Annotated in this window: 14 protein-coding genes; 3 read left to right on the top strand and 11 right to left on the bottom strand. The window is 39.6% G+C overall.

The window, feature by feature from the left end:
• Nucleotides 1-17: 17 nt before the first annotated feature.
• From ABIS22_00310 to ABIS22_00275, 8 genes are all read right to left on the bottom strand, one after another.
• Entirely contained in the window at nt 18-692 is a 675-nt protein-coding gene (locus tag ABIS22_00310) for a hypothetical protein (GenBank protein MEO7740340.1), read from the bottom strand.
• Nucleotides 693-1,270: 578 nt separating this feature from the next.
• Nucleotides 1,271-2,641, bottom strand: a complete 1,371-nt coding sequence (locus tag ABIS22_00305) for an SGNH/GDSL hydrolase family protein (GenBank protein MEO7740339.1) — start codon at nt 2,639-2,641, stop codon at nt 1,271-1,273.
• Between the two features lie 425 nt (nt 2,642-3,066).
• Nucleotides 3,067-3,507, bottom strand: coding sequence for a hypothetical protein (locus ABIS22_00300; GenBank protein ID MEO7740338.1), 441 nt, complete (start codon nt 3,505-3,507; stop codon nt 3,067-3,069).
• Nucleotide 3,508: 1 nt separating this feature from the next.
• On the bottom strand, nt 3,509-3,682 hold the full coding sequence (locus ABIS22_00295; protein MEO7740337.1) for a hypothetical protein: 174 nt from the start codon (nt 3,680-3,682) through the stop codon (nt 3,509-3,511).
• 100 nt (nt 3,683-3,782) lie between these two features.
• On the bottom strand, nt 3,783-4,196 hold the full coding sequence (locus ABIS22_00290) for a GIY-YIG nuclease family protein (protein ID MEO7740336.1): 414 nt from the start codon (nt 4,194-4,196) through the stop codon (nt 3,783-3,785).
• Nucleotides 4,197-4,252: 56 nt separating this feature from the next.
• A complete protein-coding gene (locus tag ABIS22_00285; GenBank protein MEO7740335.1) occupies nt 4,253-6,061 on the bottom strand; it encodes a DUF2075 domain-containing protein in 1,809 nt (602 codons plus the stop codon).
• Nucleotides 6,062-6,102: 41 nt separating this feature from the next.
• On the bottom strand, nt 6,103-6,471 hold the full coding sequence (locus ABIS22_00280) for a nucleotide pyrophosphohydrolase (protein MEO7740334.1): 369 nt from the start codon (nt 6,469-6,471) through the stop codon (nt 6,103-6,105).
• 107 nt (nt 6,472-6,578) lie between these two features.
• Entirely contained in the window at nt 6,579-7,013 is a 435-nt protein-coding gene (locus tag ABIS22_00275; protein ID MEO7740333.1) for a hypothetical protein, read from the bottom strand.
• Between the two features lie 247 nt (nt 7,014-7,260).
• On the opposite strand from ABIS22_00275, the gene ABIS22_00270 reads away from it, so the two are divergent.
• Nucleotides 7,261-8,019, top strand: a complete 759-nt coding sequence (locus ABIS22_00270; protein ID MEO7740332.1) for an SDR family NAD(P)-dependent oxidoreductase — start codon at nt 7,261-7,263, stop codon at nt 8,017-8,019.
• A 192-nt stretch (nt 8,020-8,211) separates the two neighbouring features.
• A complete protein-coding gene (locus ABIS22_00265; GenBank protein ID MEO7740331.1) occupies nt 8,212-8,436 on the top strand; it encodes a hypothetical protein in 225 nt (74 codons plus the stop codon).
• Between the two features lie 22 nt (nt 8,437-8,458).
• Here ABIS22_00265 and ABIS22_00260 read toward each other — a convergent pair whose 3' ends face one another.
• On the bottom strand, nt 8,459-9,364 hold the full coding sequence (locus ABIS22_00260; GenBank protein MEO7740330.1) for an NUDIX hydrolase: 906 nt from the start codon (nt 9,362-9,364) through the stop codon (nt 8,459-8,461).
• A gap of 115 nt (nt 9,365-9,479) precedes the next feature.
• Here ABIS22_00260 and ABIS22_00255 point away from each other — a divergent pair, with 115 nt between their 5' ends.
• The gene (locus ABIS22_00255; GenBank protein ID MEO7740329.1) at nt 9,480-9,749 is read left to right on the top strand and encodes a hypothetical protein; all 270 of its coding nucleotides are present in this window, start codon (nt 9,480-9,482) and stop codon (nt 9,747-9,749) included.
• A 107-nt stretch (nt 9,750-9,856) separates the two neighbouring features.
• Here the strand turns inward: ABIS22_00255 and ABIS22_00250 are convergent, their stop codons facing one another.
• Together ABIS22_00250 and ABIS22_00245 are read right to left on the bottom strand one after the other, a co-directional pair.
• Complete coding sequence (locus ABIS22_00250) at nt 9,857-11,509, bottom strand: glycosyltransferase family 39 protein (protein ID MEO7740328.1); 1,653 nt, start codon at nt 11,507-11,509, stop codon at nt 9,857-9,859.
• Entirely contained in the window at nt 11,496-12,389 is an 894-nt protein-coding gene (locus tag ABIS22_00245) for a glycoside hydrolase family 16 protein (GenBank protein ID MEO7740327.1), read from the bottom strand. Before ABIS22_00245 ends, ABIS22_00250 begins: the two co-directional genes overlap by 14 nt.

Raw genomic sequence — 12,389 nt, 5'->3', positions numbered from 1 at the left:
TACCGAGGCTTACTGTTTCAATTATGCTTACTAAAAATTCTTTGCCAAATATTTGGCTTAGAAATTTTACGTAATTTGTCTCCCACAGAAGTGAGTGAAAGTGTGCCGTTCAAATCCTTGATTGCCTTGGTTGCTTCATAGAGTGGTTTATTCGGTTTATATAAAAATAGATTTTCGGGTTTCATAAATGTATTAGTAACCCTACGTCTAAATTCGACATATTGGCCATCTAGTTCATCATCAGACATAACCGATGTATCTCCTAAAATCGTTACGGCTAAACCGAAAGCTAATGCACCGTTAACGCTTGTACGGAATGCTTCTATGTCGTGTTCTAAACTTGAGCCGTCATAATTGATAGCTTTATCATATCGTGAACACCTATTATAAAAATCAGAAACTGTATCCCACTCTCTGGACGAGAAATCTCGCCCAAGAAGATGGCGATATTTTTCCCAACTTGAGGTAGGCATTAAAAGAGTATTTTCAGGTAAACTATCTGACTCATTACCTTTTATGGCTACAAGCTGACCTTCGGCATTTTCTATCTCAATCAAAATAATCCTTGCAATGGTTTTTTTATGATCAATCTTTTGCCAAAGGTAAACACCAAACACCCCAAGGCCCACTATGAGTGTGACAGCTGCAGTTACTACAGTTTGAGAATATATTGCTAAGACATCAGGACTCATACGAACATATTACTCTTAATCTTCATTAGCAAGCAAGCATGAGTAAAATGATAGTCTTATATATAAATAGCCGTAAGCATTGATAGCTTTTTATAATAATTCGGCTTAACAGACTTTTATGTATGAGATTAAAATGTATATTACAAATACATTATCATATTGAATATGTATTAAGGCTAAGTAGGTCTCGTCCTTATGTTTAATGTATATAATATAATCATTTTTTTCGAAATGTTCCCAGAAGTAAGAAAATAGAGGCAATAAATAATAGGCCAAGAGAAAGAATGATTGTTATTGGAATTTCACCTAGTTGACAGAATGACCAGACTGCTTGACTGTCGCATGTGGAAGATATTAATAATTTTGATCCAAAGTATGCGAAAAAAGGAGTTACTATGAGAGTTACTATGCCTATTACTATTTGTTTTCTTTGTGCTGAGAGTTTTGTCATTCTACTATAATAACAAAAATATCTACAACAAAGAACCAAGGACCTAATTATTTATGATTAGTAAAATTTAATTGGAAGCGGGGCGGAATTACTCGAAAGTAAAACCGCCCCGCTCCTACATCTTCAGCTAGCTAATCGTTGTTTCAAATATCAAACCGTAACCGAGTGACATGCCGGTTGGGGTCGGATGAAAACTTTCTGACTTTGAGTGATCAAAACTATCAAGAAACACCCAGTTTATCCATGACCCTCCACTATCACACAGTCCATGACTATCAAACAACGCAGGTGAAACATAATGTGCATCTATACTGCTAAGCACGGCATCGTCAACTGCTCCGCTAATTGCGGAATTGATGTCGTCAGCCCAATCATTCATCCACTGAGCATCCGCGTAAGAAAAACTGGCAGGAAACGAAGCACACTTGTAACCACCTGGCGCGCTACTATCTGCATCAAAATAGCTAGTTGATGATCCAAAAAGTTTTGGATAACCAGCAATATAGATCGATGCATTGGGTGCATTATCTGCAATTTCTTCAATAATCGACGATAGTGAATGAATCTCACGACCGTCGATATACATAGCCGTACTAGCGGTCCCATCGAGAGCGGCCAACCTGTCATTCATAGTATTTGTCAATGTGCTATCAGAAGAGCATCCGTAACCAGGATGATCTCCATACTTTGCACATTCGTTCATCACGTTAGCGAAACCCATGTCGTTTCCTCCTATCGTGAGGGTTACGACCTGTGTATCATGATTCAAATGATCTAATTGCGCATCTTCCATGGGATTAGCGGAATTTTGATGAAAGAAATCATCACTTACTGCTCCGCTACATGCCACAAAATCCAAAGTTTCAAGTGGCAAGTTGTTTTTCAAGTAATAAGCGTAGCTATCCGTTGAACGATGGCAGTCCCCGCCCGGGAGATCATAGTTAAACGACCCTTCGCCGGAGCTAAATGAATCTCCCATTGCGACATACTTCGTTCCAGTCGGCTGAGTCATGATTGACACGCCGGCATATCCAGTGGGTAGATTTTGCGTCACTGTGGTGAAGAAATTCGTCACGACAGGGCTTGAACCTCCACTGTTTTGTGAAAGTGTGCCGGGTGAATTATACGTAGGTGTTAAAAATAGATACGGCGTGGGGTGCGCAGTATCTAGTCCACCATTACAGCCTATCAACAGGCCATATTGGTAACCTCTCGTAGATACTGCTCCACTCCATTCTAAGTTCGAAGTCTTATCTTCAGAAAAATAGACCGTTACATACTTACCAACCCTACTTGACGTCTGTTGCCAGGTCACCTGACTGACTGACACATCACCGTTCTGCATCGCTTCGATAAACGCCAGTTTGGCATCCTCAGTCATCGAAACAACCTCAGTACCCCAGCGCACCTCGTCGGTGATGTAGGACGACCATGTGTTTGTTATGTTAGCTTCGAACTCGCAGTTAGCATCACCCGCGTACAAAGTATTCGTTTTCACATAAACGCTATCGTATACACTACTTGCGTTTGCGAATGTGCCTTGTAGGCACATAGATGAAAATACTAGGATTAAAAACATTACAGCCGAAAATTTCCGCTTCATGATGTTGCCCTCTTCCGAGTTGTCAATGAACTGTATCGCAAGGTTTTCCTTACGATTGAACTACGTTCTCGCTGAAGAACTTATAATTTATATCATACTGAAATTTTTATTACAAGTAGCTGAGTAGAAGGTATGGAACTCAACGTGTTCGATATAGGGGAAATAATAATCCATACATCTTAAATATTTATGGATTATTATAAGTTTGGCACTTACCTGAAGGTGGTATTCATAATGTTTAGTTAATGTAATTACTTTTTCTTACTTAAAGCTAGAAAACCGTTCGTAAGAGTCCATTTGCTGCCCTAGACTCATAGATCTCATATCACCATGTGTATATATTTGTATAGTTTTGCAGTACGAAGACCCTTTACAGTTATCGTATAGACTTCATCTTCGCTTACTTTCTCACCGCTGTTGCTCATCTCATATTCAAATGTAATATATCCCTTTTCCCTTAATTCCGCCAGGTATATAATATTTGCATAAGAGTTGCCATTTTTACCACCATCCATAAAGTATTCCCAGTAATCATTAGCGACATCACCCTGCTTGGGCATTACACTAAAGACAATTCCTCCACCAAATTTCCTAAAAACTGATATTATCTTTGGTTCCGACTGCTCCAATGCAAGGAGTACATTTATCTGAAATGAGTTAAGCCAAATATTTACTATAAAAAGCTTAATTGCTGCCAATATTCCAGCAATAGAGCCAATCAGAGTAAGCCAGCCCAACCAATCATCTGGAAATTTTGGCATATTAATATTTACCAAGAATTTCAAGTAATGCAAATCCTTCTTGAATAGACAGATCAATGGAACGGTTTCTTGAAAATGCATTTTTAACTCGTATATTCTTAAGACTTGCAAATATTCTCGTAAAGTATTTACGAAATTTATATTTTTTTTCCATTTTTATAGTATAGACCTTCATTAGCTTGAGTTTACTATTTAATTTATGTTTAATAGTAGCTCAATGTATTCTTAGAACTTACTTATTGAATATGGATAGATTCAATTCATGTTTAGGAATTTTAAAAAATGTATTTGTCTAACAAAAGAGCAAGAATTACCAACATAAGGAATGCCACTACCGTTAAAGAGTACCATTCATACTCATCCCATACATAGCCGAACCTTAAAATGTAATCTTTAACAGATCTCAGATCACCGCCACGCACATTATTTAATCCTCGCTGTTTCATAAGCGCACGAACCATCTTGTTTTCTCTCTGTTCGGCGTGAGACTTTTCAATTAATCCGAGATCTTCTTGATGAATAATCTCTAAAGGTTTATGTTTGGCAGTCCAATATGCAGACCTAACCCCATTTCGATGTTCTTGCATTCTTATTTCAGGAGTCTTTGAAGTTATGCCAACATAAAATTTACCGTCCTCTAACCTCAGAACATAGAGGTACCATCGATTAATATAAGTTTTTGCTGCCATAGTATATCTAAAGGATACCACTTATGCTTAATGTGACGAAACTTATATATATTAACTCATGATTTGCATGCATTAATAAAGTAATCTGCAGTTTCTTTATCCGTACAGTAAATATAACACCCTTTTTGTTTTCTAGTCATGAGAGTGCGGTATGTGTTTTTTATGATCATGTCAAATCGAGCTGAAGCAGACTTTGGATCTTCTTTCATCATTTTTTTCCATCCCTGCACAGATTTATCCGAACTTGCACGCTTACTTACATCAGTGATTATCTTGCCATTACGTACGATAAGATCAGGGCCAATAATCACTCCAACGTAATCTAACTCCAGACCCTGGCTTGTATGAATACACCCAACCTCACTCACCGACTCTGGATGAATTATCCAAGATTGGCCATGAGCTTTTAAGTTCCATGTAGCCTTGTAGTTATCAATTTGGATATCCTTTAAGGACGAGTCTTTCCCACTTATCCATTTCCAACAATAGCCAGCAAGAAGTCGTGCTTTATTTTTTAAATTGTTCTTTTCAACTATAACTTCGTGTAATTCAGCTGGGCTATCAAGTACCTTGAAATCGTAGTCTATTCCATCAAGTAATTTATTGGCAGTCTCGCGAATTTGTAAAGTATTATCTAACCATGATAGATAACCATCTGATCCATTACATCGAAATTGCGACTCGAGAGATATATTAGTCACTTTTGCTCCTAATTTATTTGCCCAAAAACTAATCTCATCCTTATCGCCAATATCTTTTAAAGTAACTTTTTGATCTTCATCTACAAAAAAGATACTAAACTTGCTGGTAGAAATAATTTCCTTCACCTGGTTTTCTCCAAGATGATTAAATAGTCCTGACTTTTCAGTTAAACGGTGAGCTTCGTCGACAATGAGACAATCAAATGTGTCATTCTTTAAACTATGAAACGATCCTGAACCGCTAAACATATTATCTATACGTGACTTACTAAACGTGCCTGTTAGCTTAGCTTTGTAGACTTCACGAGGGGCTGAATTTCTTGTCACATATTGCGCTACAGTTTCACGCTTTGTGAGTTCAACGAGTAAATTTATTGCGAGAACAGACTTTCCAGTCCCCGGTCCACCTTCAACTATAAAAACATTCTTCATACCCGCTTGAGATTCTTCGGCAAGTTTGAGGGCTGTTTCATAAGCCACCTTTTGATCATCAATTAATACAAATTCATTATTGCCAGACAGCATTGAGGTTAATTGGTCGGCTAGGTTTTTAGAGGGTTTGATCTTACCGTTATCTATACGATACATCACATTAGATGTATCGCCATATTTAACATGCGTCTTGATGAATTCCCTAAGCTTTAGCGCATCATCTTTTAAAAACACAGGTGCTTCATCAATGTACTTGGAGTAAAAATCATTTTTGATAACATTATCTTCACTATAGTTATGCAGATAAGCGCACGGAACAAGATTGATCTCTTCATCTTGTACTGTTTGATTATAATCTTCAAGCAGGCACTTGTATGACCAGGCCTGGTAAGAAGGATGTGATGTTTCTTTGACTCCGTGCCTAAACCTGGTGCTTACCACCCCGTCCTTGTCAGTAAGCGAAGACTCTTGCCACTGCTTTAGCTCTATGAGTATAGCTGTATCTTCATGTTTGCTATTTTTACCAGACAGAATAAAATCGATTCGCTTCGAAGACTGCGGAATATGGTATTCAACCGCCACGCCAGCGTCTTCAGGTATCAAAGGATCGCTCAATACGCGATCTACATATTGTAATGAGTTGCGCCAAGATTCTACTTCGGATATTCCCGTAGAATGACCAGTTGCGTTTTTAAAAGCAGATTGAATAATACCAGCAATGTCATTTGACATTATGTCACTTTGAAACTTCTGCTTCGTTGACGAATAGACTATCATTTATTTAGCTCAGTGTACTTCTTGTGGCTACCCTTCGACTGATCAATTGCATACTTTTCTTCATTCTTGATCATTTTATGGTCGAATGCTTCTACAAGATTAATTTCTAATTTATTTGCCATTAATAATACCCAATAGAATACGTCTGCTAGCTCTGCAGCGACCTCATCCTTATGCTTCTCCATATGTATATGTATCTCATCCTCATTTTTCCACTGAAAATGCTCCAAAAGCTCAGCCGCCTCTAATGAAAGAGAGATAGATAAATCTTTTGGATTATGAAATTGATCCCAGTTTCGGTCATCACAAAACTTACGAATCATTACCTGCATATCTGCAAGAGATTTATTTTGACTGTCATCCATTAGATATATTTTACTTCTATTAGTGGAAATATCATAACTCGTGATGTGTGCCTTTCGATAATAAGTATAGCCCGCTCCCGAAGGAGCAGGCTCTACTTCGGTGCGGGCTATGTGTCCGAAGGCACATTTTCAGATTTGGAGTACATTAACAGCACACGGTCGGTACCGTCCCAGTTGCGACGCCTATACCATTTGAGCTCGATACCGTACTTCTCGAGTTCATCATGAAGGACCTCCTCGATGAGTTCTTTCAGACGATCGTCGTTGATCTTCTCGCCGAGCGCATCTTCCTTGTACTCGCGGGCTGTCTGAGTCAGTTCACTGCCCCCAAGGTAAAGGCGGCCATAGAGACCCTTGAGCTCTGGCTTGGCGTAGTAGCGATCATGAGTGACGGTTGATCCACCAGTATAGCTCCTAAGCGATGAGTCTAGCGCCTTGAACCAGTTGTCCTTGACTGTCAGCTCGAAGAGTTGATTGCTAATTACTTTTCTCTGCGCCTGAACCTCAAGAAAAGCTTCGGACGGCTGCGTGGTAGACTTCATGTACCTTCCTTCCATGAGAGAGTGGGTGTGCTGCCATGACCTGATGTCCTGAAAGCACTACACCTCCTCATTAAGGAATGGTATTAGTATGGTTTTGCTTGATGCATATTGCAAGCATAAACAAATTGGGGATCTATACGTAGGTATGTCAATCCTTGTTTTAAAGCCCAATAAGGTTCTACACTATATAGAGGGGGATGTACATTTGTTCGTTTAATAAGGCCAATTATATACAGGAGAAATTATTATGAAAATGACAAATAACACAATTCTTATTACAGGTGGTGGATCAGGAATCGGCAGAGCACTTGCCGAAATGTTCCATGCTAAAGGTAATAAAGTTATTATTGCTGGTCGAAGACAGGCGTTACTTGATGAGGTCGCACATGCAAATGATGGTATCGAGACGATCGCTCTTGATATTAGTAACTCTGATTCAATCGAAGATGTTGTGGCAAAGCTCGAAGAAACACATCCCGGGCTTAATACAGTGATACACAATGCTGGCATCATGAAGCCAGAAGAAATTGGTAATAACGATAGGGATATCTCACGGGCAATCATCGAGACGAACCTTATTGGTCAAATTAATCTCAATTCAGCTCTTCTTCCGCTACTTAAGAAACAGTCAGAGGGTACTATCATGACAGTGTCTTCAGGGCTCGCTTTTCTCCCCACTGCAACATTTCCAACGTATAACGCAACGAAGGCTGCGATCCATTCGTACACACAGTCATTACGGACACAGCTAGCACACACAAAGCTACAAGTTATTGAGCTCATACCGCCGTACGTACAAACGGAGCTTATTAGCCCCGAACAGGCGCATGATCCAAATGCGATGCCACTTAAAGATTTCATTGAAGAAGTGGGAAGTATTTTAGAAACCCAGCCTGACATCAAGGAAGTCTGTGTTGAAAAAGTCATGTTCCAGCGTACGGCTGAGGCAAGTGGCGAATACGACGCAAGGTACCAACAGCGCAATCAGGCATATATTTCAGAGTAGTAGTAGTTGCCTTCCGAGTAAAGCACGTATCAGAGCAATAGCCAGTATTTGGCTAGCTAAGTGGGATCCTTTAGGCTGTCAAAAATATCTCTATCTGTGAAATTATTTGCGTACTTCTTGGTTAATATATTTTTTCCTATATCTAAAGCGATGAATTAGCACCGGCCACGACAAAAGAGTATAATAATGGTCATGGATAGAGAAACAGCTAAAAAGAGACTTGATAATCTTCATACGAAACTTCTAGAAGATATACTTTATACAGAACTCATTAATGAGGGGCGTGGATATGTTGATCATAACCTTTACGTTATTGAGCAGGAATCTGGTAGCGAGTGGGATGAACTCGTCGCTAAAACAAGAGTTGAGCTACTAGAGGAAACCGCTTTAATACCGCCAAAGTCTATGCAGGATTAAATAGTACTTTTTTATTTTAATGTTACTTAAAGTGTTGTTTCGCGTTCAAGATTAATCTTTCCCCACCAACACCGTACTTTATATGCTCATTAAGATGTTCTAGGTCAACCAATGTATGGCCTACTATGTTTCCACCTGGATCATTTATGAACCTTCCTATTCTTTCAAGCTTAGCGTAAGCTCTAAACTGATTATTTACTTCCCCGTTGTCCCTACGTGTACATATCTGGTAGCCAAGTGGCTCCCAGCTTATAACGCGCATATTTGTTTCTTCCTCAACTTCTCTTACAAGCGTCTGTTCTATAGATTCACCAGTCTCAGTTTTACCGCCGGGTAAATTCTCATTACCCGATGGAAAAATGACTACTGGCACTTTGCCTTTATAATCCCCAATAACATATACGTGTTGCCATGGGAGATCTGGAATATCCTCTTTTTTAAAGATATCGTACCACTCGACATCGATGATGCCGTTGTAATCGAATGTGCTCACAAGGTCTGGTTGAGACTTATCCATTTTTAAAGCTTTTGTGAGGATCTCTTTATCAATCTCTCTTGTCAGGATTGTTCCAGCATCTTTGACGTTAATCCAAACATTTTTGAACGTCTCATGCTTTTCCCTCTCAGGCGTGGGTGACTTATCGTCCACTAACTTGAGTAAAAAGTAGTCGACTGTTTTTGCATGATGTTTGCCATCGATCCAGTCATACTCATAATGCGTTTTGCCAATAAACTTAACTATTTCAGTTTTATATCCTGTCTCCTCGTATACTTCTCTAGTACAGGTCTGTTCTACGGTCTCATCTGGATTAATACTTCCTTTAGGAAAATCGTAGGTGTCTCTCGGGGCGTCCCAATGAATCAGAAGGACTTTATTATCTTTAATAACAAGCCCACCGGCAGAATGTTTTTGAACTACTTCGGTCATGCTCTTATCATAGCAAAAAGCTAAAATTGTATGACAATATTTTTAAACAAAATATTGTTAATATATTAAATAAGTGTTATAATATTTTTAACGTTTCACCAACCGAAAGGAAATCATGAAACGAACGGTAGCTACTGTCGCCGCATGGATCGAAATGGTGATCTTGTTCTTCGTAGAAGTGAAGTTCATCGAAGTATTCGAAGTCGTATCGGCCGACAAGTACGGCGGAACGGTTCCAAACAGACCACGAGAGTTGACCGTAGAAGTTGCTCGTCAGGAAGCATTGATCTTCGGATTGCTTTTCATGACGCTCATCCTCGTGCTCGTCCTGACTGTGGCGTACGCAGCGTCCCAAAAAAACGCCACACGCAAAGCCCTCGGCTGAGCGGAAGAAACAGACCTCTGACATTCAAACGTCATTGATGTCATTTCATCCCTCAAAGAGGGCTGTTTCTTTTTCTTGATCTAAAAATAGTTTATGAAATGGAGTAATTAGACTTTTGAATCAATCATTGAGTCCGATCGATGAGTTGGGGGCTTTGCAAGATTTTGAGGCTTATCTTCACGGGTTATATTTCTAAACCAGTTAAGTGTATACATCGCAGTTACGATGAAGATAGGGAGAAATAGGAATATATATCGGGAGCGACCTTCAAAGATTAATAGGAATACGATGATGCCAACAATCATTAAATGAAGCATAGTGAGAAATAGATTAAGACGTGCCGGCTTCCATAGTATGCTAATCATGAGCTGAAGCGCTATGAGGAATAAGACTGCAACCCAGAATGCCTGGAGGATGTTACCGAATAAAGCATAGTACTTTCCTTGTGGTGTCGTAAACTGTCGAACGTTCTGGCTAAACTCACTGTTATTTTCAAACTTAATTGAATTAAGATCACCTTCTCCATAGGCAAAGAATGTACCGTCAGACATAATCCACATGAGCTTATCTTTTAGAAAGTCAAGATATCCTAACATACCATACGATCGTAGCTGAGTCGTAATTGCATCATCAGAGTAAGCAACTTTAGCATCATGGCCGTCTAGTTTTGACACAATACCAGCAGTATCACCGTCATAGCCACCATAGTTCACCGAATATCCGTTAATTTTCGTCTTTGTACCAATATTTATAAAGTGCTCGGGGGGTAACGAGTTCTTACCAGACTGTGAGTATGCATACGGAAGAATATGCTGACTATCAACGTAAGACCCGTAACCAATATAACCAGCTGCAGCTGTCGCAAAAAATACGATGAATGACATAATAACGGTAAGCCAAAGTTTATCTTTTCTAATCGTTTTACGTTCACTAATGGCCCAAATGATTGCAACGGCTACAAGTGCAATTGCCGCTATAACGACTGTCGGTTTAATAAGAGTTCCCATTATCGTCGCCGCGCCGATAAGGAAAGCAAATAGTAGCCGTAGCCCGGTATTTTGAAACTTCACAAGATAGAGACCGAGGAGGAATATTAAAATTGGGAATAAAATAGCTAGTGTATCCGTATATGGCGTTTGGATATGGAGATTGAGCCCAATGAGCACGAAGCTAACAATGAGAGAGCAAAGAGCTGTCCTTCTTCCAAATAGCATTTTTACGACGAAATATATAATGATCTGAGTCAGAAATGTCACAGCGACGTTGAGAACAACCGCTCCCCAAAGGAAATTAGTTGAACCAAAATGTTTCATGATAGAAAATAAATTATCGAGAATAAAGAAGAGTGCTAGGTTATTCGGGCTGGACTGAAAGTATCCTGTACTGCCACTATCAATAACACCAGATTGAACATGCATGACAGCTGCTTGAAAGACAGTGTTACTATCCCATGTGTAGCCTGAAGATAAAAGTGCCTGCGCAAAGAAAAGCTGTGCCACTAAAATACCAATGAATATTACTATAGTCGTTGGAACAATAAGCCACCTAAGTTTTCCTAAATTAAAACGTACGTTCGCAATAGCAATCAGAATAATGTTGATTAATATCGCACCAAAGAATATCAAAATGACTGGCTGAAACAAGCCAAACTTATTGACAGTCGGATGAAGCGCAGTCGCAAGTGCAAGAACTGCAAGTATTGATAATGTACCAATATTAAAAATTGTAAGTAAGCGGACGAGGAACTTACTTCTTATCATAGACTCTCACATAATCAACTAACATGACGGCTTTTTTCGGAGTTGTATCATCAATCTCTCCCGGAAGCGTTCCGCCAACCGCAAGGTTCATGATAATTTGCATACGCTTTGACGGAACATTTGCGCTGTCAGTCGTCTTCGTTAGTACTCCATCGGTGTACCATTCAAGTTTTCCTGGTTGCCAGTTAACTGCGTAGGTATGCCACGAATCACTCGTAGATTTTTCGAGTGTTTTCGTACTGCTATCCTGAGCAACGGTACCGTCTGGTTTTTTCCAGTGGTAGGTATAAAGTACATCATGAGGTTTTTGTCCTAAGATTTCCATGATATCTATTTCGGGTGGCCAATCGCGGTCAGTTGGAAGGAGCCAAAATGCTGGCCAAACTGCCTGTCCTGCAGGCACTAAAATACGAGCTTCGTAGTATCCATAGAGACCGTCCCATTTGGCTGAAGTTTTATCATCTTTTGCGCCAGTAGATACCATACCTGACCTATACGCATAGTCTTGCTCTGACCCGTTGCGGTTATCCCCAGTTGTTTTTTGACGATCGGCTGCTAGGATTAGATTGCCCGCCCCCTGCGTCACTTGGGACTGTAAATACCATTCATTTTCTGAATTACCGTAATTTGTACAGCCACTATATTTATATGAGTATCTGTCATAGCAATAATTCCATTTCGATTCATCAACTTTATTACCACTAAACTCATCACTAAAAAGTAACTTTCGGCCATTCTGAGATGCGGCAGCAACGGTTGGTGTTTTCATGGTATCCGGTGTCGTAAAAACAAATTGATTAATTGCAACAAGCGCGCCAATAACTATTGCCACAATTCCTGCTGAGACTATGTATTTTTTCTTATTGCTTGATTGTGCCAT

Source organism: Candidatus Saccharimonadales bacterium (genome assembly GCA_039928925.1).
Lineage (GTDB): Bacteria > Patescibacteriota > Saccharimonadia > Saccharimonadales > Saccharimonadaceae > UBA6022.
The sequence above is the reverse complement of the archived record's forward strand: the minus strand, read 5'-3'. Positions and strand labels throughout refer to the sequence as shown.

Coding starts and splice junctions, on each gene's coding strand:
- ABIS22_00245 (MEO7740327.1), bottom strand. CDS start 12,389: ATGGCACAATCAAGCAATAAGAAAAAATACATAGTCTCAGCAGGAATT.
- ABIS22_00300 (MEO7740338.1), bottom strand. CDS start 3,507: ATGCCAAAATTTCCAGATGATTGGTTGGGCTGGCTTACTCTGATTGGC.
- ABIS22_00285 (MEO7740335.1), bottom strand. CDS start 6,061: ATGTCAAATGACATTGCTGGTATTATTCAATCTGCTTTTAAAAACGCA.
- ABIS22_00290 (MEO7740336.1), bottom strand. CDS start 4,196: ATGGCAGCAAAAACTTATATTAATCGATGGTACCTCTATGTTCTGAGG.
- ABIS22_00310 (MEO7740340.1), bottom strand. CDS start 692: ATGAGTCCTGATGTCTTAGCAATATATTCTCAAACTGTAGTAACTGCA.
- ABIS22_00295 (MEO7740337.1), bottom strand. CDS start 3,682: ATGAAGGTCTATACTATAAAAATGGAAAAAAAATATAAATTTCGTAAA.
- ABIS22_00255 (MEO7740329.1), top strand. CDS start 9,480: ATGAAACGAACGGTAGCTACTGTCGCCGCATGGATCGAAATGGTGATC.
- ABIS22_00270 (MEO7740332.1), top strand. CDS start 7,261: ATGAAAATGACAAATAACACAATTCTTATTACAGGTGGTGGATCAGGA.
- ABIS22_00280 (MEO7740334.1), bottom strand. CDS start 6,471: ATGGATGACAGTCAAAATAAATCTCTTGCAGATATGCAGGTAATGATT.
- ABIS22_00275 (MEO7740333.1), bottom strand. CDS start 7,013: ATGAAGTCTACCACGCAGCCGTCCGAAGCTTTTCTTGAGGTTCAGGCG.
- ABIS22_00250 (MEO7740328.1), bottom strand. CDS start 11,509: ATGATAAGAAGTAAGTTCCTCGTCCGCTTACTTACAATTTTTAATATT.
- ABIS22_00260 (MEO7740330.1), bottom strand. CDS start 9,364: ATGACCGAAGTAGTTCAAAAACATTCTGCCGGTGGGCTTGTTATTAAA.
- ABIS22_00265 (MEO7740331.1), top strand. CDS start 8,212: ATGGATAGAGAAACAGCTAAAAAGAGACTTGATAATCTTCATACGAAA.